We start from the raw sequence: 19247 nt of genomic DNA, 5'->3' as shown, positions 1-19247 counted from the left end.
AATTAATAATTATGAATGTTCAATTGCGAATTACGCGGATGCGATATGAATTCGTAATCATCAAAAATATCTGCGGAGAACTCCTTCTTTCAGCGAATATGGTGAGATCACCACTTCTTTGATTCCGAACTTCTCAATGATCCATTTCGTTTTTAATGCCGCAACAGGAGCCATTCTTCTGCGGATCGGGATGATAAAAGGATGGTTTTCCCGTTCCTCGGATGTTGAGCTAATGATCCAATCCAGTGTGTCCATCAATTCTCCCCTGGAAATACGAATGTTTACCAGCGATTTCGGGAATTCCTGCTCATAAACCATTTCATAAAAGGTCTCGAAGCTTCCGGAAGCACCGACCAGCACTTCACACGGATCAAAACTTTTGAGTTCTTTGGAATTGGCTTCAAACCAGCTGATCAATTCCTGGCGGTTTTCCCGGCTCAACGGATCTTCCAACGGGAAAAGCTGAACAGCTCTTGAAACCCCGATATTGGCACTGATAAATTCCAATTCTTTCTCTTTTTCAATGCGGATAAACTCCGTACTTCCGCCACCGATATCCATGATCAACGAACTTTTATCAAATTGATAGGACCAACTCACTCCCTGATAAATCAGTTTTGCTTCTTCCAGTCCGTCCACAATTTCAATGTTCACATCAAAGCCTTTTGTGATTTCGCGAATGAACTCATCTTTATTGCTGGCATCACGGACCGCCGAAGTACCGATTCCGGTAACTGTTTCCACCTGGAACTGGTCACAAATTCCCTTGAATTTTTCAAATGCACGGGCAGCCCTCTCCATTGCTTCGGGTGAAATCAATCCTTCATTGATCCCTCCCATTCCGAGCGCAACTCCTTCTTTGGAGCTATGGACAATATCAAATCCTGCGGAATGCACATCCGCAATCAGTAAATTAAATGTATTCGTACCCAGATCAATGACCGCTACACGCATGTTATTTGACTTTCAACCAAAGAATAATATTTTTAAATCGTAGCGTATGTCCAAATTGAAGCAAGCCATTCTTGAATAATCGTGCTGCAATTGCTATGACACCAATGGAGCTTACCAGGAGTAAAAATAATGAAACAAATAATTGGTACGCATCCCCTTCTGCAAATCCCATGGCTAATTTCACCATGGCTACCACCGGTGAGGTGAACGGGAAGTACATCAAAAAAGTAGTCCACGGGCTATCCGGGTTTTCCAGCGCAAAATATCCGGCATACAAAGCGAAACACAAAATCAGGATCAAAGGGATCAGGAACTGCTGTCCGTCTGATTCCGAACCTGAAACTGCTCCCAATGCCGCGAAGAAAGCTCCATAGAACAAATATCCGCAGGCAAAGAACAGGGAAAAATAGAATAACATCACGCCGAATTGAACGCGGTCGAACACCAATTCTACAAACTGATTGTAATCGCTGACTTGCCCGGCTACCTGGTTCGATGCATCATACATGTCTACAAATATGGTTTCCCGCATAAAATACAAGCCCAATCCGATGATCAAACACCACAAAAACACCTGTAAAAAAGCACTGATTCCTATTCCCAGGATCTTTCCCAGCATGAGAGATCTTGGTTTCACAGTGGCAAGTAAGATCTCTACCACCCGGTTCGTTTTCTCCCGGGAAACAGAACGCAAAATCGTCATCCCGAACAGGAAAATAAACACAAAAATGACCGCTCCGAAGAACAATCCGACCCATCCGGCCATATCGCTTTTCACATCATTCGGATCATATACATTCCGGAATGCAAAATTCAAGGGTTGTTTGATCTTCCGGAAATCGGCTACCGACAACTTGGTGAACTGTTTTGCCAGCACTTCCTCCAATCTTCTTTCCACCTGGTAGCGGATATTCACCGACATCGTAAAAGACGGTTTTTCCCGGTAAAACAAAAAGCATGACTTATTCGACAAGACTTTTTCGTTTACTTCCACCATCGCATCGAAATCCTCGAAACGCTTTTCTTTGGCAAAATGTTCGATCTCGATATAATTCGTCGCAAAGGAATACTGAATATTCGGATCTTCGGCAGCCATGATTTTGTGTTCCATGATATTGGCAGGATCAACGATCAGTACATGCCATTTTTGCTGTTCTTTTCCCCCGAATTGAAAAATCAGGTAGGTAAATGTAAGTACTACCAGCGGGCCCAGAATGGCCATCAGTATAAAGGAACGGCTACCCAATCGTTCTCTCAGTTCGCGCATGGCAATAATCCAACTATTTCTCATCGTTATCGGTTGTTACAGTTGAAATAAATACTTCATTCATACTTGGTAAAACTTCCCATGCAGCCTCAATTTTCACCTGGCCCATCAGTGTTTTCAGCAAATCCTCGAAAGAGTTATCGCCTCGCATTTTTACGCGGGCAATGAACCGATCATCTCCCAATATTTCTTTATCGATCAGTTCAAAACCGATCCATAAGGCATTCACGAAAGCAATCATATTTCCCCGGAACTTCACGGCATATTCTCCTGTTTTCTGCTGGTCCTGGATTTCACTTACGCGTCCTTCCAGTACTTTTTTGGACTGATGGATCAACACCACGCGGTCACAAATTTCTTCTACGCTGCGCATGTTGTGGGTCGAAATCAGGATGGTCTTTCCCTTCAGTTTCATTTCCTGCATTTCTGCTTTGATCAGTTCTACATTTACAGGGTCGAATCCTGAAAACGGTTCGTCCAGAATCAATAAGTCCGGTTCATGCAGGATCGCATAGATAAATTGTACCTTTTGAGCCATTCCTTTGGAAAGCTCCTGGATGCGTCTTTTCCGCCAATCAGCACAGTTGAATTTCTTCAGCCAGTAATCGAGGGAAGTATTGATCTCACTCTTGCTCATTCCGCGCAATGCTCCCAGGAAATGCGCATGTGCTTCCACTGTCATCTGCTTGTACAGCCCTCTTTCCTCGGGTAAATAGCCAATATGTGCCAAATGCTTTTGCTGAAGCAGATCACCGTTAAAACGGATCGTGCCGGAATCCGGCTCAATAATTTTGTTGATTATCCGGATAAGTGTCGTTTTCCCTGCCCCGTTAGGTCCCAGTAATCCGAAGATTTCTCCTTTCCGAAGACTGAATGACACCTGGTCGATAGCTGCTTTTCGCTGATAGCGTTTTGTAAGCTCGTGAATCTCTAACATGTAATCAAAAAATGATTTATTTACGCTGTAAAAGTACTTTATTCCAGTTTTTCCATCGGTAGACCAACCAAAAAACAAGAATCATTAACGGATAAAACAGGAACATGGTTACATACATGTCCCAACCCAATACCGGTTCGGACACATCCATAAACAGCGCATCCGTTTGGATGACCTGCCAATTGTTGGTCACAATGATAATTCCGAACAGGTTATTCGCCAGGTGGAATCCCCAGGAAAGCTCCAGTCCGTCATCCATAATGGCGATGAAAGATGTAAATATACCCGACATCATGTAATATCCGACAGCAAAAGCTCCCAGTTTATCAATCTCCGGGTTCATCAGGTGTAAAGCCCCGAACAGGACTCCGTTGATCAGAATGAGGTAAATTCCCTTTTGGGTGATTTTTCCAAAGAATTGCAGCAGGAATCCCCTGAAAAGGATTTCCTCAAACCCCGTTTGGACCGGAACAAGGACCAGCGCCAGGATCAGCAGATAGAAAAAGTTTTCCGGCTGAAAATTCCAATGGATCAAGTGGTTGTAATCTATGAAGGTCATAAAGAAAGAAACCATCATTAAAGTAGACCACAAACCAAATGCAAAGAAAAAACGGGTAAAATCAAAACGGGGACGCGCCGTTAAAAAAGTCCGGAATGAGCGCTTGAAGATCAATCTCGAACAAAATACAATTGCCAAGAACCCGAACACAAAGGGAATCATGTTCAGGGCAAAAAATTCGTTTTTAGAGAATAAATCCTGGGGACTTGAAAATGCGGTCAACGATTCACCGGCCGGTAATTTGGCAGAGATGAAAATGCTCATCAAAGAACCTCCGATAAAGTAAACACCGATCAAAATCGCCAAAAGACCCAGTAAATAGTGCCTGATGCCAATAGTGGGCTCGAGTGGACTCGTAAATCTTCTCATACGATAAAGCTAATGAAAAGAATGCTTCCTGAACTGTTTCAAACCGATTGTCGATAAATTCTTTTTACTGTCAAATTTCCAGTCCTGGATGCAGGGGATTGTATTAAAAAGCAGGGGCGTCCCGGATATCCGGGACGCCCCTGCTGTGAATGATGTTATTTCCTTTACTGGAACATGTCTTTCATACGTTGAAAGAATCCTTTTTCATTTTGTCCGGGATTCGGTTTGAAGTTTTCACTTGCTTTCAGTTTTTCCAGGATTTCTTTTTCTTCCTTGCTAACCTTTTTCGGTGTCCACACATTGATATGCACAAACAAATCTCCGTGTCCGTAGCCTTGAAGCACCGGCAATCCTTTTCCTTTCAGTCGAAGCATTTTGCCGCTTTGTGTTCCCGGTTCCACCTTGATTTTCGCTTTACCTGTTACAGTAGGAACTTCAATGGTTTCACCCAGAACCGCATCTACAAAATTCACAAATGCTTCATAGTGCAAATGTTCTCCGTCTCTGCGCAATTCTTCGTGTGCCTGCTCTTCGATCACTACGATCAAATCTCCCGGGATTCCGTTGAATGGCCCTGCATTTCCTTTTCCGGAAACACTCAATTGCATACCTTCTTCAACACCAGCAGGAATTTCAATCTCGATGACTTCTTCCTGGCGTTTCAATCCCTGGTTATCAGCATCAGCCGGTTTTTGATCGATCATTTTCCCTGCACCCTGACAGGTATTACAGGTCGATTGCGTTTGCATCGCTCCCAAAAAAGTTTGGGCAACACGCGTGATGCGTCCGGTTCCGTTACAGGTAGCACACGTTTTGTACGTGACGCCTTCCGCATTTACCAGCTTATTGACTTTGATTTTCTTGGTAACACCTTCCGCAATTTCTTCCAGTGTGAGTTTCATTTTAACACGCAGGTTGGTACCACGCACTACACGCTGTCCACCTCCTCTTGCACCTCCGAAACTTCCGCCGCCAAAAGCACCTCCGAAAATATCCCCGAATTGGGAGAAAATATCGTCCATGTTCATTCCGCCACCGAATCCGCCATTTCCACCCAAACCTGCGTGGCCATACTGATCGTAGCGCGCTTTTTTATTCGCGTCCGAAAGCACTTCGTACGCTTCTGCAGCTTCTTTAAATTTATCCTCCGCCTCGGAATCCCCCGGGTTTTTATCCGGGTGATATTTCAATGCCATTTTGCGGTAAGCTTTCTTGATTTCAGCTTCCGACGCACCTTTTGAAATGCCAAGAACTTCGTAATAATCTCTTTTATCCATAGTTAATCACTTCTCGTGAATCAATTCTTATTGTCCTACAACTACTTTCGCGAAACGAATGACTTTATCATTCAGGTAATACCCTTTTTCGACGTCATCAATGATCTTTCCCTTCAAATCTTCCGATGGTGCAGGAACATTGGCAATTGCTTCGTGCAAATCAGAATCAAAAGGCTGATGCTTCGCCTCCATTTGCTTCAATCCTTTTCCTTCCAGTAAGTTTTTCAATTTGTGGTGGATCAGTTTGAAACCGTCTTTCACTGCTGTGATATCTTCCGAATTTTCATTGTTTGCGATTGCGCGCTCAAAATCGTCCATGACAGACAACATGTCTTTCAACACTCCTGCGCTCGCCGTAGAAATCAATTCGATTTTCTCTTTATTGGTGCGTTTGCGGTAATTATCAAACTCCGAATACAACCGCAAATATTTGTCATTCAATGCCGCAATCTGGTCTTCAGACGAAGATGCACCTGCATTTACTGACGAATTGTCAGCGTTTTCAACCTGCTCGTTCACCGTTTCATCCTGATTTTCGGTATTCTGCTCATCAGCATTTTGGTTAAACTCTTCGTTTTGAACTGCTTCTTCTGCCATTATTGTCAATTTTTTGATTCTTGTTTGTCAACTACCTTGCCACAGCACAGAAACCGACAAGGTGACAGGAAAACTGACACAAATAAGTGGGCACGCGATTAATCGCGTGCCCACTTACGAAATGACCTCAAAAAATGTTTTTGAAGATTACACTGACAGAAATATAATGCACCGACTTGTCCCCTGCCGGAACATGCAACAGGTCATTCATGTAACCCAACCCGTAACTGATTTTCCGGTTTTTTGTTTGATAAGCAAGGACTGCCGATAAACGTGTTTCCCCGTACTGGAAATGCTGCCATTTTTGGGTCGCTTCCTGGAAATCTGTTGAGAATAGAAATTCACAACCGATAATTGCCTGCAGGCGTTTGGAAGCTGTTAAAGGAATCTCGCTCTGGAATTTTAACCGGGAACGGAAAGCAGCAGATATTTTCCAGTCGCGGAATTCGGGGTCCACAAATTTGCGGTATTCCTGCCTGAATGCGATGGAGGGAATCCATTTTTTCTTCCAGCTTTTGGTAATCCGTGAATAGATCCGGAACTCCTGTTTGAATTGATCTTCGGCAGCTAAATACGGGTAGGTCTTTTCGAATTCATTCTGATGACGGTAACTTGCCGCTAATGAAACGCTCCAGGTCGGTTTGAACCTGAATTTCACTTCTTCATTCAGCACAAAGATTCCCAAACGCTCAAAAACATTGCTATTGGCAACCGAACTCTGTCCTGCAAGGCCAAAATAGGTCATCGATGAGAACCTTCCTGCCGAATCCAGCTTTTGGTCCAAACCAATGGCAAACCATAAATTCAGCCTGGAATTACTTCCCAATCCGGGAGGAGTCAACTGCCCGGATGAGAACAACCCATTTAAAAGAAAAACCAGGAAAATCAATCGTTTCATCATATTTATTGAATTCTTTGAAACAAAGCTACCAGTCAAATCAGGAAGAAAACTGGAATTACACCAGGTTCAAGAAGATCAAACGGGTTTAAAAAGTTTAAACAGTTAATTGAATCCTTCGAACCTTTGAACTATTTGAACTATTTGAACTTACTAGGTAAAATCAATCTTATCGACCAACCGGTTGTTTTGGAAACAATAGGCTTCGAAGGATTTCTTCCGGTGAATGCCATAAACCGCTTCGATCGTTATTTTATCTGCATGGGGAAAACGGTTTTTTACCATTTGCTGTTGTTGCGGGGATAACTCGTCAAACGGAATGACTTTTTCCAATTCAAATCCTTCATCGTAGGTAAATTCGAGCTCCAGGTTTGACTGCTGCATCCTTAATTTTTGATCATAAGCCATGAAACTTTTGTCTGCCACGGGTTGCTTTTCAGAGAACAGGTCCTGCCCCGATTGCAATAGCATCACCACTCCCGATAAAACCATGGCGCTGTATCCGATCTTCCGGAATGAAACCTCACTTAAACGCGGCAATACCCATTTCATGGCAATACTTGAAAGAATGGCCGAAACCGCTACAACCAAACCGATCAAAATCACTTTGGTGCTTATTAACCCGAATAAACCGTACAAGACGATTTTGAACAAATGCAGTACAATTTCATTCGCAGCGCGCGTAGCAACAATTTCTTCTTTGGTGAGTCCGTAGCGCAAATAAAACCGGTTGAATAGCAACCCGACCGCACCGGTTAAGCCGGATAAAAATCCGGCTAAAAAACCGATTGAAAAGAGTTTAAAAACCGTCGGTTTTTGCTCCTTTCCTGAAGTCTGCTGTTTCCTGACCAGAAAAAACAGGTTGCTTACTAAAAAAACTCCCAAAACTATTTCCAGGTAAGCCGGGTTGACGTATTTCAGCAACAAGGCTCCCAACCAAACAGCAGGTAATGCTGCTGGGACAAAGTAAGTGACTATGCTCCAGCGTATGTTTTTCCGGAACACCAAGAGCCTGGAAGCAGAACTGGAAAAAGTCCCGATCGACAATGCGGCCGGGACCTGGCTAACCGAAAGCAACTGTCCCAATACCGGGATCAGCATCAATCCTGCTCCGCCTCCGCAAATAGCACTTATTGAAAATGCCAGGAAACTCAGGATAAACAGAATGATTAACAGGCTTGTCATAGCAGAAAAAAGAATTGGACTATTTACCGATTCTGGTCAATATAATAGGATCCTGTTTTTCTCCGGAGGCCGAATACACTACCGTTTGATCCCCTAAAGTTCCGTCCAGTTCCAGTTCATAGTATACGGCTTTCCCGATTTCGATACGTTTTGCATCATCCAATCTGAAATCTTTGTAATCCGACTTTAATTTGGCAAGAATGGCAGCCGGCACCTGTGAATGGTTGATCTCCTGTTCCACTTTCAAAATAGTTCCTTCTGCATTGACCCACACTTCGTAATCATCCTTACCTAAATCAAATTCTGCTTCGTAAATCCCGTTTTTCACTTCCCAGTCCAGATCCTTTGCGTCCGGGTATTTGGTCATCACTGCATTGATTACTACGGAAGGAATTTCCTGCTGATCGATCGTTCCTGCGCAAGACCCGAAAGCGATCGGTAAAAAAGCCAATACGATTAATTTTAAACCTTTCATAACTTGTGTTTTTTTATTTATAAAACAAAGCTACGGGGCAAATCAGGAAAGAATTGGGAATACCCAGGTTCAAAGAAGATCAAATGAGTTTAAAACCTGAACCTTTTGAACCCTTTGAACCCTTTGAACTATTTAAACTTTACCGTAAACTGATGAATTCCAAGCGCATAGTTATAGCTGATTTGAAAGCCAGAAAGATCTGTAATCGACTTCACGATGGCAAGCCCTAAACCGGTGGATGATTGATCATTCGATTCTTTGTGGAAGCGCTGAAACAAATGAGTGGTATCGAGGCTTTTTTCTGATCCTGAATTCGAAATCTGCAAGCCGGAAGCCGTGAGCAAAACTTCTATTTTTCCCTTTTTGAAATTGTGCCGGATCGCATTCTTCACCAGGTTGGTGACCAGGATACGTGCTAATTCGGGATTCATCGTAACGACCAATTCCGTATCAGTAATGAGATTGACTTCCAGTTCTTTGAATTCGATCTGATCCTGGAAATCTTCCAAAACCTGCCGCACTAATGCATTCATGTCGACCTGTTCTTCGTGGAGAAATTGCTGATTCTCAATCTTGGAGAGCAACAACAGGGATTTATTCAGGCGTGTCAATCGTTCAAGCGTCTCAATGGTTTGAAAAATCTCTTTCACCACTTCTTCCGACAACTCTTCCTTTTCTGCCAATAATTGCAGTTTATTCAATGCTATGGCCAACGGTGTCTGCAATTCGTGTGAAGCGTTTTCAATGAGTTGTTTCTGGTTATGGAACGAGCGAATATTGCTTTCCAGTACTTCGGTGACTACTTTGTTCAGTAACTGGAATTCGGTTGTTTTGGACTTAATGGGCTGAACGTGCTCATTTTTACCCAGTTTAAACTGGCTCAAGCGATTCAGATAGTTGAAAAACGGTTTCCACATGCTGCGCAGCACGAGCGTATTGATGACTAAAATCGTCACGATCAAAATGAGGTAAAGCCACAACAGCGAATAGAACAAGTCTTCGATCAGATCATCTTCCTCTACCATTGAAGAAATAACTTTCAACTGATAGAATTCATTTTCTTTGGCTTCGAAAACGGTTGTCAATAAACGAACCGGCTCCAGGTCGTCTTCGTTTTCCATGTACATCAGTGTGTCTTTGTACTCATCCAAATGCTTCAGGGCGTGCTGCTCAGGAATTTTCCGGATGGCATAATTTCCTTCATCGAAATTGCTTTTGTACAAGACAGTAGAATCCATGCTTGCTTCGTGAATGATCAGCAACTTGGAGTTATCCAATCCGTCGTCAATGCTGTCGTGCACCTCATCGATCATATTCACATAAAAAATGAAAGCCCATACCGAAAGCGTTACGAGCAATGCAATGGACATAAAAACGATGGTGCGTTGAATTAACTTCACGATTCTACCAGTTTATACCCCACTCCGTATATCGATTGAATTTCAATCCCGGAATCCAGGTCGTTCATTTTTTTTCGCAGATTCTTGATTTGCGAATAAATAAATTCAAAATTATCCGACTCATCAATGTTGTCTCCCCAAACATGTTCGGCCAAAGCCGTTTTGGAAACCAATCTTCCTTTATTGGAGATCAAATACATTAAGATAGCAAATTCTTTCCGGTTCAAGGTCACCGCTTCATTCCGGATTGTTATCGCCTGGTTGGTAACATCCACCCGGATATTTCCTATTTCAAGCATGGCATTCCCGTCGAACTTCTTCCTGCGGACAATGGAACGCACTCGGGCAATCAATTCCGAAAAATGAAAGGGTTTTGTCAAATAATCATCGGCTCCGAGATTCAACCCTTCCAGTTTATCATCCAGTGAATTCCGTGCTGAAAGGATCAAAACACCATCCGATTTATTCTGTTTTTTCAATTCCTGCAACAATTCCAAACCGCTTCCGTCGGGCAAATTGATATCCAGCAAGATACAGTCGTACTCGTAGATCAATGCTTTATCGAGGGCATCGTTTAAGTTCATGGCCGTTTCCACCACCGCATTTTCCTGTTTCAAAACACGTTCGATGGATTCGAGCATTTCCGGTTCGTCTTCTACAACCAATATCTTCATGGGACCAAAGTTCTTTTAAAATTCTGAAAAAAATCTGGAATCCGGTAATCGTCCGAATGATCAATTATTTAATTGTGAATTATCAAGTCTTCTCGTCGTGATAATTCATCATTGATAATTCAAAATATCCCCTAAATTTGTACCTTATTTTCAAATCGCATGCTTCGTCCTTTTCGTGATGCTCTTAAATTGATTCTTTTCTGGATTGTCTGTTTTGACATTCACCGAATCCTGTTTTCGATCCATCACTTCGGAAAATTAAAAGAAGCCGGCTTGGGAGAATGGCTGCTGACTTTTGTCTATTCGTTCCGTTTGGACCTTGCAACTGCAGCCGGGCTTTCAGCAATTCCGTTCTTATTCCGTTTATTCCAATATTATTCCAACTGGAAAGGCTGGGAACGTTTATTCCGCATCACTTTAATTACTTCGATCCTTTTCCTGGTTTTGGTCCAGGCAGGTGAAATTGTTGCTTATGGCGAATGGAACCACAAACTGACTTCCCGTGTTTTCATGCACTTGTCGCACCCGGATGAAGTAGCCAGAACGGCCAATTATTCCATGATCTTCTGGTACATTTTGTATGCATTGATCCAATTGACGGTCTATATTTTCCTTTCCCGGAAATTCTTCAAAAAAAGACCGATCGAGCGGGCAAATATCCGTCATTGGTTCGAATGGCTGGCATTACCGGTAACTTACGTGATTGTTGTTTTCCTGTTTTTCCTGTCGCTGCGCGGAGGTTTTCAGCCCGTTCCGTTGAATATCAATGCTGCGAGTTACTCGAACAAAGCTGTAGTAAACGATATTTCGATCAATTCGCTTTACTTTTTCGGGAAAAGCTATCTGCTTTACAACCGTTCCGAAATCGATGCATTCATTCCGAAAGTGGATAAAGTAGTTGCGCGGCAGGAAGTAAAAAAATGGTACAGCTACCCGAGAGAGCACGACAATTATTTCCTGGAAAACAACCGCCCGAATGTGGTTTTCATTGTACTGGAAGGCTGGTCGGCAGAAGCCATCGGAAGTCTGGGCCCGAATAAAGGCGCTACTCCTCATTTCGATAAACTGACCAAAAGCGGCGTACTCTTCACCAATATTTACGCTACCGGAACAACCTCCGAAATCGGGAATTCCAGCATTTTCAGCGGACATTATACCTTGCCGGAAGTTTCCATTTCCATGCAGCCGGAAAAACACCGCAGACTGCATTGTCTGAATGAAGACATGGAAGCCTGGGGTTACCACAGTTCATACATTTTCAGTGGTGATTTGAAGTACGGGAACATCGGCGGATATTTTATGGACCACGGATTTGACGTCGTGAAAGACGAATCTGATTTTCCTTCCGATCTGCCTCGCGGGAAATTGAATTTCTTCGACCGTGATTTGTATAAATTCCTGATTCAGGAGATCAACAAGAATAAGAAACCGTTCCTTCAGTGTGCTTTCACAGGAAGTACGCATGCTCCATACGATCAGCCGAAAGGAAAAGGGAAACATTTTACCGGCGAAGAAGCGGATTTCATGAACTCATTGGTTTATTCAGACGAATGCCTGGGCGAATTCATCCGGAACTGCAAGAAACAACCATGGTATAAAAACACCTTGTTCGTATTCGTTGCGGACCACGGGCATGCTTCTCCGGGCATGGTGGATCCGGGAAGAGGAAAATTCTACCACGTTCCATTATTGTTCTACGGAGAACCTATCAAGAAAGCATATCGCGGAAAACGCATGGATGTTGTAGGTTCACAAGCAGATATTGCTGCAACATTGATCTACCAGATGAAAGGACAGCCGAACCGTTATCCCTACAGTAAGGACCTGATGAACCCGAAAGTGCCGCAATTCGCTTTCCATGCAATTATCCGCGGTTATGGATGGGGAACAGACAAGGGAAATTTCACGTATTACATGGAGCAGAAAATTGTGGGAGACGATACGTTCAAGGATCGGAAAGACTTCAAACAAGCGGAGAAAAACTGCTCTTACTTCCTAAATACGCTTTACGAAGATTATAAAAAATTGTAAGTTCCCGGATTTTACGGAATTATACGCCAAAAGTACCGTATCTTTGCATCCTCATTGAAGCAGATATGTCATCCAAATTGATCAATATTCGAAATTTAAACCCGGAAGAACTGAAAGCAGCGATCGTTGCATTCGGGGAACCTGCATTCCGTGCAAAACAGGTTTACGATTGGATTTGGAAGAAAAACGTGCACGATTTCACGGCAATGGCCAACATCGGGAAAAGCTTGCAGGAAAAACTACAGGAGAATTTCTACTTTGATGGCATTACGGTCGAAGATCAGCAGGTTTCAAGTGATAAAACCATTAAATGTGCTTTCGGAATCGAAGGACAGGCCCAGGTAGTTGAAGGAGTTCTTATCCCGACAACTTCCCGCATGACCGCATGTATTTCTTCCCAGGTCGGATGCAGCTTATCCTGTGCGTTTTGTGCTACGGGCCGTTTGAAAATGATGCGCAACCTGAGTGCCGGAGAAATTGTGGACCAGGTGGTCTATTTGAAAAACCTGGCAACCGACAAATACAACACCAATCTTTCCAACATTGTGTACATGGGAATGGGAGAACCGTTACTGAATTACAAAAATGTGGTTCGCAGTACGGAAATTCTTACCGATGAAAACGGGTTGGGCATGTCGCCAAAACGCATTACGGTTTCCACTGCCGGAATTGCCAAAATGATCAAAAAACTGGGCGATGACCAGGTCAAATTCAACCTGGCGCTTTCACTGCACGCAGCGAATGATACCAAGCGTTCGAAAATCATGGATATCAACGATACGAATAACCTGGAAGCACTTTCGGAGGCCTTGGTGTATTTCCATGAAAAAACCGGGTCGCGCGTTACGTTTGAATACATCATTTTCAAGGATTTCAACGACGGATTGGAAGATGCCCGCGAATTGGCAGACTTCGCAAAAGTAGTTCCGTGCAAGATCAACATCATTGAATACAACCCGATCGATGACGGGGAATACCGCCAGGCAGACCGACAGAAAGTAGACGATTTCGCACGCTTCCTGGAAGAAAAATGCAACCTGATCGTTAACGTGCGCCGCAGCCGTGGAAAAGATATTGATGCAGCTTGCGGGCAATTGGCGAACAAGAATAAGATGATCGATAAACGCGTTTTGAAAACTGTTTAAATAATTCCGTAGGGACGAATCCCGCGCGTGAGGGACGCCCCTACATGTTTTTCAAAAATGCTTTCAATTCAGAAAACAGGATTTCCCGTGCACGGGTTTCATCATTTTCAGCCATGAAACGCAAAATACACTCATGCCAGGACGAAACCGGTCGTTTGGCTTTTTCAAGAATCCAATCCGCGAACCTTTTGTTCAGATCCATTTTGTATGTGGTGTCCAATCCTAAAAAATAACCGCTGATAAAGGAAGCTATCGATTCATAAGAATCGGTTAAACCATACATCAATGGCCTTCTTTCTATATGTTCAATCCTCAAAAGGATTTCTGAAATATCATTATTCATAATTCAAACTGCGGGAAAAATCAAAAATAGCAAAATAGAGTCAGGACTAACAGAATCAGGAATCAGAACCGGATTCGCTACTTTTAAACTTTACTTTTTTTGCATTTTGACTTTTGCATTTTGAATTCAGTTAAATTTGTATTCATGACAGTCCAGGAGATTCTATCGCCCATCGAAGCGGAAATGAAATTGTTCGAAATTCGTTTCCACGAGAGTATGAAATCAAAGGTTCCTTTACTGGATAAAATCACACATTACATCATTCGAAGAAAAGGAAAGCAGATGCGCCCGATGTTCCTCTTCCTGACGGCAAAAATGCTGGGAGAGATCAACGAAAAAACGTATCAGAGCGCCTCTTTGGTGGAGTTATTGCATACAGCAACTTTGGTTCACGACGACGTAGTGGACGATGCCAATGAACGCCGCGGTTTCTTTTCCGTAAACGCACTCTGGAAGAATAAAATTGCAGTACTGGTCGGTGATTACATGCTTTCACGCGTGTTGCTCCATTCATTGGAAAACGACAATGTCCGGGCACTTCAGATTGTGGCGCGCGCCGTTCGTGAAATGAGTGAAGGAGAATTACTCCAGATCGAAAAAGCCCGCAAACTGGATATCACGGAAGAAGTTTATTTTGATGTGATTCGTCAGAAAACCGCCAGTTTGATCGCGACCGTTTGTGAATCTGCAGCTGCATCCGTTGACCGGGAAGACATGGCCGACCGCATGCGCAAATTCGGGGAATTAGTAGGGCTCGCATTCCAGGTGAAAGACGATATTTTCGATTACGGAACTCCGGGAAATATCGGTAAGCCTACCGGAAACGACATCCGCGAACGGAAAATGACTTTGCCGCTGATTTATGCGCTGCAACACAGTGATAAAGCAGTCCGCAAGGAATTGATGAACATTGTCAAAAACCACAACGAGGAAAAGAAATACGTTCAGCGTGCCATCCAATTGGTGATTGCTGCGGGCGGAATCGAATACGCACACAAACGCATGATCGAATTGAAAACCGAAGCTTTGGACCTGCTGGCCGACATCCCGGATTCCGAATCCAAAAGAGCGTTGATCGGCCTGGTGGAATACACGGTTACACGTGATAAGTAAGGTGACTTCTTACCTTTTAACATCCTATTGGTCCAGCAAATCCGTTTCCCTCACATCTCTTGGATTTCGCTCCCAGTTCTTTTTCAACAAATGCTCCACACCATATGCCACTGCCGCCGCAAAAGCAATTGCAGTCAGTGAAAGAACGAAATCAGGTACATTTACATGGAGATCTGCCGCCACAATGAGCAACCCGATCAGAAAGACAAAAATAAATTGTGAAATCAGGAAGATAGAACCTCCTAAAAGGCCGTATGCCCAATGAGTGCGGTTGTGGGTTTTTGACAGGTCGTAATAAGATTTCCAGAACAAATAAATGGGTATGATTGTCAGCATTTAAATTGATTTATACGTAAAACTAAGGATTTCAACCAAAAGAAACATATTTTCAACCATTCTGTTCCATTCAACGTTGTGATCAGCAATTATATTTAGACAACTTTCAGTACCTTTGAAGTAATATTAAACAACATGAAACAAATCTTCGGTCTTATTTTAATTGCGTCCATTTCGCTAACAATCGGCAGCTGCGGAGAAGAGAAAAAAGCTCCGAAAAAAGAAACGGATGACCTGGTTGAAATCAAAAACGGAATTTACACGGAATACTATCCGGGTAGAAAAGCCATTAAATTTAAAGGCCCGCAAGACGACGACAAACAAAGAAACGGCCGTTGGTTCTTCTACGACGAAAGAGGGAACGAACTTTCCATGACAGAATACGTGAACGGAAAAAAACACGGATTTATCTTCGTCCGTTATCCAAGTGGAGCCATGCGTTATACCGGCGAGTTCAACATGGATGTTGAATCCGGACTGTGGAAATTCTACAAGGAAGACGGATCACTCCTGTCCGAAAAAGATTACGGAAACAAAGAAATTATTCAGTAAAAATATGTCTCGCATTCCCCCGCATATCATTGATGAAATCATGCAAACAGCTCGTATTGAAGAGGTGATCGGGGAATTTGTGAACTTAAAAAAGTCCGGATCGAACCTGAAAGGGCTGAGTCCGTTCGTGGATGAGAAATCGCCTTCCTTCATGGTTTCTCCTGCAAAACAGATCTTTAAGTGCTTTTCTTCCGGAAAAGGAGGAACGGTGGTTAGCTTCCTCATGGAAAAGGAGCATTTTTCATACCCGGAAGCTTTAAAGTGGCTGGCTGATAAATACGGGATCCAGGTCCCGGAAGACAAACCGCAGACAGCGGAAGAAATGGCCGCCGTTACCGAGCGCGAAAGTTTATACATCATCAACGAATTCGCCAAGGAACATTTCATGCACAACATGCATGAGAACCCGGAAGGCCAGAACATCGGTCTCTCCTATTTCGAAGAACGCGGATTCAGAGCGGATATCATCAGGAAATTTCAATTGGGATACTGCCTGAACTCAGGGGATGATTTCACCAAAGCGGCCCTGAAAAAAGGATATAAAAAAGAATACCTGGAATCTGTGGGGTTAACCCGCACGAAAGATGACCGCAGTTTCGATTTCTTCCGTGGCCGTGTGATGTTCCCCATTCATTCCATTTCCGGCCGTGTTTTGGGATTCGGAGGACGAACGCTGATTACAGACAATAAAAAAGTAGCCAAGTACTTCAACTCTCCCGAAAGTATCATCTACAATAAGAGTGAAATCTTGTACGGATTGTACTTCGCGAAAGGTGATATCGTCAAATACGACAACTGTTTCCTGTGCGAAGGATACACAGACGTTATTTCCATGCACCAGGCCGGAGTGGCCAATTCGGTAGCTTCTTCGGGAACTTCTTTGACGAAGGAACAAATCCGTTTGATCAAGCGCTACACGCAAAACATTACGATCCTTTACGATGGTGACGCAGCTGGAATTAAAGCCTCTTTCCGCGGAATTGACCTCATCCTGGAAGAAGGAATGAACGTAAAAGTGGTGCTTTTCCCGGATGGTGACGACCCGGATTCTTACTCCAAAAAAGTCAGTACCACGGAATTGATGGATTTCATCAAAGCCAATACGCAGGATTTTGTGAGCTTCAAAACCTCCCTCCTGCTTGCCGAAGGAAATAACGATCCGCTGCAAAAAGCACAGATCATCCGCGATGTGGTTCAATCCATTTCATTGATCCCGGATCAGATCACCCGTTCTGTTTTTACAACCGAGATTGCCCGTGTTTTCGGATTTGATGAAAGTATCGTCATCAACGAATTGAACAAACTGCGTAAAAACCAGGTTGCGAAAGAACTGGATGAACCGATGATCGCTTCGAATCCTTCGCTGACAGATACTTTTACCGAGCCGACTCCGCAAGCCGTAACAGCTACGGAAGTGAAAGCTCCGTATGCGCGTGAGGAACATGAATTGATCCGCGTACTGGTGAAATACGGTGTTTTTGCCATTACAACCGACCACATCGACGAACATGGCCTGGCCCATACCGTGGAAGTCAGTGTTGCGGAACTCATCAATCACGAATTGGCAAAAGACGAACTGACCTTTCAATTCCCGGTCTTCCAGGACATTTACCAGCAAATTGTAGACGGATTGGCTGATAAAACACTGTATAAAGTTTCCTACTGGCTGCGGCACGAAAACCCGGAAATCGTACAGTTAATCACCGAAATTGAAACCGAGCAACACGAATTAAGTCCACAGTGGCTTATGAAATACAGCGTGGATACGAATCGTGAAATCGACAAATTGAAAAACACGGTTATGAACGCTATTTACGGTTTCAAGAAATTACGTGTCATGCAACGCATCGCACAAATACAAAAAGAACTGAACGATCTGGCCGAAAATATTACCCAGGAACAATTCCAGGATTTGCTATCCGAGCAAATTGTTTTGGAACGTGTTAAAATGTCCATTGCAGGAAAGTTGAACCAAACCATTATTCATTAAGCGATGCTGGAAACCAAATTCACGCTTGGTTTGATCAAGGTTTGTTATCTGAACATCCTGATTATTGCCGTTTCCTTTTTTCTGGCTTATGTTGCACGGAAACTGATCTACCGTTCATTAAAGCGCTACCTGACTTCCGCAAACATCCATCTGGAAGGAAGAAAAACTACGTGGCTGAAATTATTGAGTCAAAGTGGTTTTGCGCTCGCAGCTTACATTTCGATCAAGTGTTTCAACATCAACAACGAAGGAGTGACTTTCAAGGAATTCCTGGATTATCATTTCATCGATACACCCAAAATCAAAGTCAGCTTTGAAAACGTAATCTATGTGGTGCTGATCATTTTCGGGGCACGCGTTACGATCAACGTAGTGCGCTTGTTCATTCAGCGCAGGTTCAAACGAAATAAAAACAACGAAATCGGTACCGAATATGTGTACACACAAGTTGCTAAATATGTGATTAATGTATTGGCTTTCTTCTGCATTTTGGTGGCACTGGATGTCGATGCGAAATTATTCCTCGGAGGTTCTGCCGCTTTACTGGTTGGTTTGGGACTTGGATTGCAGGATGTTTTCAAAGACATGTTCTCCGGTTTCGTCCTGCTTTTTGAAGGAAGTATCCGGGTTGGCGACGTGGTGGAATTCAGTGACGGAAAATCGTCGGATGCCATCGTTGCAAAGATCATCCGGATCAATGTGCGCACTACCCAAATCGAAACCCGCGACGGCAACGTGCTCATTGTTCCCAATACGAAACTAACCCAGGAATACATTGAGAACTGGAGCCACGGAAGCACCCTTTCCCGTTTCCGGCTTCCCGTAACGGTTGCTTACGGAAGTGATACACATTTGGTGAGCGAAATCTTAAAGCAAGCCGTTCTGAGCCATCCGAAAGTGCATAAAACGAAAGGTGTTGACGTCCGTTTGAATAACTTCGGAGAAAACGGGCTTCACATGGAAGTCATGTTCTGGGCCGATCAAAGCTGGGACATCAACGTGTACAAATCCGAAATCCGTTTCGAAATCGATCGCTTATTCCGTCATTACAAAATCCGGATTCCTTATCCGCAGCGGGATATGCGGATTATCCAGGAAACCGGAGAGACAAAAGAAGCGCGCCAGTAGCAAAGCGTCAAAGACAA

General features: G+C 43.5%; 19 protein-coding genes. 6 read left to right on the top strand and 13 right to left on the bottom strand.

All coding sequences use genetic code 11. From position 1 onward, the window contains the following. Window positions 1-60: 60 nt before the first annotated feature. From ABDW02_RS02705 to ABDW02_RS02655, 11 genes are all read right to left on the bottom strand, one after another. Window positions 61-954 (bottom strand): hypothetical protein, encoded by an 894-nt coding sequence (locus tag ABDW02_RS02705; protein ID WP_343631848.1) that lies wholly within the window; start codon window positions 952-954, stop codon window positions 61-63. A 1-nt stretch (window position 955) separates the two neighbouring features. Continuing rightward, complete coding sequence (locus ABDW02_RS02700; protein ID WP_343631846.1) at window positions 956-2245, bottom strand: ABC transporter permease; 1290 nt, start codon at window positions 2243-2245, stop codon at window positions 956-958. Continuing rightward, window positions 2235-3158: an ATP-binding cassette domain-containing protein gene (locus ABDW02_RS02695; protein ID WP_343631844.1), complete on the bottom strand. Its 924-nt coding sequence runs from the start codon at window positions 3156-3158 to the stop codon at window positions 2235-2237. The genes ABDW02_RS02700 and ABDW02_RS02695 overlap by 11 nt, the downstream gene beginning before the upstream one ends. 16 nt (window positions 3159-3174) lie before the next feature. Further along, window positions 3175-4086 (bottom strand): CPBP family intramembrane glutamic endopeptidase, encoded by a 912-nt coding sequence (locus ABDW02_RS02690; protein ID WP_343631842.1) that lies wholly within the window; start codon window positions 4084-4086, stop codon window positions 3175-3177. 164 nt (window positions 4087-4250) lie between these two features. Continuing rightward, window positions 4251-5363: a molecular chaperone DnaJ gene (gene dnaJ / locus ABDW02_RS02685; RefSeq protein WP_343631840.1), complete on the bottom strand. Its 1113-nt coding sequence runs from the start codon at window positions 5361-5363 to the stop codon at window positions 4251-4253. A gap of 27 nt (window positions 5364-5390) precedes the next feature. Further along, the gene (locus ABDW02_RS02680) at window positions 5391-5960 is read right to left on the bottom strand and encodes a nucleotide exchange factor GrpE (RefSeq protein WP_343631838.1); all 570 of its coding nucleotides are present in this window, start codon (window positions 5958-5960) and stop codon (window positions 5391-5393) included. 127 nt (window positions 5961-6087) lie between these two features. Continuing rightward, complete coding sequence (locus tag ABDW02_RS02675) at window positions 6088-6861, bottom strand: DUF2490 domain-containing protein (RefSeq protein ID WP_343631835.1); 774 nt, start codon at window positions 6859-6861, stop codon at window positions 6088-6090. Window positions 6862-7011: 150 nt separating this feature from the next. Beyond that, complete coding sequence (locus ABDW02_RS02670; protein WP_343631833.1) at window positions 7012-8043, bottom strand: sulfite exporter TauE/SafE family protein; 1032 nt, start codon at window positions 8041-8043, stop codon at window positions 7012-7014. Window positions 8044-8062: 19 nt separating this feature from the next. Next, window positions 8063-8518, bottom strand: a complete 456-nt coding sequence (locus tag ABDW02_RS02665) for a PepSY-like domain-containing protein (RefSeq protein ID WP_343631831.1) — start codon at window positions 8516-8518, stop codon at window positions 8063-8065. Between the two features lie 128 nt (window positions 8519-8646). Continuing rightward, window positions 8647-9918: a HAMP domain-containing sensor histidine kinase gene (locus tag ABDW02_RS02660; protein ID WP_343631829.1), complete on the bottom strand. Its 1272-nt coding sequence runs from the start codon at window positions 9916-9918 to the stop codon at window positions 8647-8649. Further along, the gene (locus tag ABDW02_RS02655) at window positions 9915-10592 is read right to left on the bottom strand and encodes a response regulator transcription factor (protein ID WP_343631827.1); all 678 of its coding nucleotides are present in this window, start codon (window positions 10590-10592) and stop codon (window positions 9915-9917) included. Before ABDW02_RS02655 ends, ABDW02_RS02660 begins: the two co-directional genes overlap by 4 nt. Before the next feature lie 159 nt (window positions 10593-10751). On the opposite strand from ABDW02_RS02655, the gene ABDW02_RS02650 reads away from it, so the two are divergent. Both ABDW02_RS02650 and rlmN read left to right on the top strand, forming a co-directional pair. Next, window positions 10752-12623, top strand: coding sequence for a sulfatase-like hydrolase/transferase (locus ABDW02_RS02650; protein ID WP_343631825.1), 1872 nt, complete (start codon window positions 10752-10754; stop codon window positions 12621-12623). A gap of 65 nt (window positions 12624-12688) precedes the next feature. Further along, entirely contained in the window at window positions 12689-13768 is a 1080-nt protein-coding gene (gene rlmN / locus ABDW02_RS02645) for a 23S rRNA (adenine(2503)-C(2))-methyltransferase RlmN (RefSeq protein ID WP_343631823.1), read from the top strand. A 40-nt stretch (window positions 13769-13808) separates the two neighbouring features. Here the strand turns inward: rlmN and ABDW02_RS02640 are convergent, their stop codons facing one another. After that, window positions 13809-14111, bottom strand: coding sequence for a hypothetical protein (locus tag ABDW02_RS02640; RefSeq protein WP_343631821.1), 303 nt, complete (start codon window positions 14109-14111; stop codon window positions 13809-13811). Between the two features lie 144 nt (window positions 14112-14255). Here ABDW02_RS02640 and ABDW02_RS02635 point away from each other — a divergent pair, with 144 nt between their 5' ends. After that, window positions 14256-15224 carry a polyprenyl synthetase family protein gene (locus ABDW02_RS02635; RefSeq protein ID WP_343631819.1) on the top strand — a complete coding sequence of 323 codons (969 nt, stop codon included), beginning with the start codon at window positions 14256-14258 and terminating at the stop codon, window positions 15222-15224. A 24-nt stretch (window positions 15225-15248) separates the two neighbouring features. Here ABDW02_RS02635 and ABDW02_RS02630 read toward each other — a convergent pair whose 3' ends face one another. Next, window positions 15249-15560, bottom strand: a complete 312-nt coding sequence (locus ABDW02_RS02630) for a hypothetical protein (protein ID WP_343631817.1) — start codon at window positions 15558-15560, stop codon at window positions 15249-15251. 135 nt (window positions 15561-15695) lie between these two features. Between ABDW02_RS02630 and ABDW02_RS02625 the strand changes: the two genes are divergently transcribed. The 3 genes from ABDW02_RS02625 to ABDW02_RS02615 are packed head-to-tail and all read left to right on the top strand — an operon-like array spanning window position 15696 to window position 19230. Next, the gene (locus ABDW02_RS02625) at window positions 15696-16112 is read left to right on the top strand and encodes a hypothetical protein (protein ID WP_343631816.1); all 417 of its coding nucleotides are present in this window, start codon (window positions 15696-15698) and stop codon (window positions 16110-16112) included. 4 nt (window positions 16113-16116) lie between these two features. Beyond that, window positions 16117-18102, top strand: coding sequence for a DNA primase (dnaG, locus tag ABDW02_RS02620; protein ID WP_343631814.1), 1986 nt, complete (start codon window positions 16117-16119; stop codon window positions 18100-18102). A gap of 3 nt (window positions 18103-18105) precedes the next feature. Beyond that, window positions 18106-19230, top strand: a complete 1125-nt coding sequence (locus ABDW02_RS02615; protein WP_343631812.1) for a mechanosensitive ion channel domain-containing protein — start codon at window positions 18106-18108, stop codon at window positions 19228-19230. The last annotated feature ends 17 nt before the right edge of the window (window positions 19231-19247 follow it).

The sequence above is a fragment of the Fluviicola sp. genome, from assembly GCF_039596395.1.
GTDB lineage: Bacteria > Bacteroidota > Bacteroidia > Flavobacteriales_D > Crocinitomicaceae > Fluviicola.
Note: the sequence above shows the minus strand (reverse complement) of the source record. Positions and strands in the feature narration are given on the sequence as shown.

Excerpts from the sequence above, each read along its gene's own strand:
- ABDW02_RS02655 (WP_343631827.1), bottom strand. The coding sequence starts at position 10,592 with ATGAAGATATTGGTTGTAGAAGACGAACCGGAAATGCTCGAATCCATC.
- ABDW02_RS02630 (WP_343631817.1), bottom strand. The coding sequence starts at position 15,560 with ATGCTGACAATCATACCCATTTATTTGTTCTGGAAATCTTATTACGAC.
- ABDW02_RS02705 (WP_343631848.1), bottom strand. The coding sequence starts at position 954 with ATGCGTGTAGCGGTCATTGATCTGGGTACGAATACATTTAATTTACTG.
- ABDW02_RS02625 (WP_343631816.1), top strand. The coding sequence starts at position 15,696 with ATGAAACAAATCTTCGGTCTTATTTTAATTGCGTCCATTTCGCTAACA.
- ABDW02_RS02665 (WP_343631831.1), bottom strand. The coding sequence starts at position 8,518 with ATGAAAGGTTTAAAATTAATCGTATTGGCTTTTTTACCGATCGCTTTC.
- ABDW02_RS02670 (WP_343631833.1), bottom strand. The coding sequence starts at position 8,043 with ATGACAAGCCTGTTAATCATTCTGTTTATCCTGAGTTTCCTGGCATTT.
- ABDW02_RS02675 (WP_343631835.1), bottom strand. The coding sequence starts at position 6,861 with ATGATGAAACGATTGATTTTCCTGGTTTTTCTTTTAAATGGGTTGTTC.
- ABDW02_RS02690 (WP_343631842.1), bottom strand. The coding sequence starts at position 4,086 with ATGAGAAGATTTACGAGTCCACTCGAGCCCACTATTGGCATCAGGCAC.
- ABDW02_RS02640 (WP_343631821.1), bottom strand. The coding sequence starts at position 14,111 with ATGAATAATGATATTTCAGAAATCCTTTTGAGGATTGAACATATAGAA.
- ABDW02_RS02680 (WP_343631838.1), bottom strand. The coding sequence starts at position 5,960 with ATGGCAGAAGAAGCAGTTCAAAACGAAGAGTTTAACCAAAATGCTGAT.
- ABDW02_RS02635 (WP_343631819.1), top strand. The coding sequence starts at position 14,256 with ATGACAGTCCAGGAGATTCTATCGCCCATCGAAGCGGAAATGAAATTG.
- ABDW02_RS02615 (WP_343631812.1), top strand. The coding sequence starts at position 18,106 with ATGCTGGAAACCAAATTCACGCTTGGTTTGATCAAGGTTTGTTATCTG.
- dnaJ (WP_343631840.1), bottom strand. The coding sequence starts at position 5,363 with ATGGATAAAAGAGATTATTACGAAGTTCTTGGCATTTCAAAAGGTGCG.
- ABDW02_RS02695 (WP_343631844.1), bottom strand. The coding sequence starts at position 3,158 with ATGTTAGAGATTCACGAGCTTACAAAACGCTATCAGCGAAAAGCAGCT.
- dnaG (WP_343631814.1), top strand. The coding sequence starts at position 16,117 with ATGTCTCGCATTCCCCCGCATATCATTGATGAAATCATGCAAACAGCT.
- ABDW02_RS02650 (WP_343631825.1), top strand. The coding sequence starts at position 10,752 with ATGCTTCGTCCTTTTCGTGATGCTCTTAAATTGATTCTTTTCTGGATT.
- ABDW02_RS02700 (WP_343631846.1), bottom strand. The coding sequence starts at position 2,245 with ATGAGAAATAGTTGGATTATTGCCATGCGCGAACTGAGAGAACGATTG.
- rlmN (WP_343631823.1), top strand. The coding sequence starts at position 12,689 with ATGTCATCCAAATTGATCAATATTCGAAATTTAAACCCGGAAGAACTG.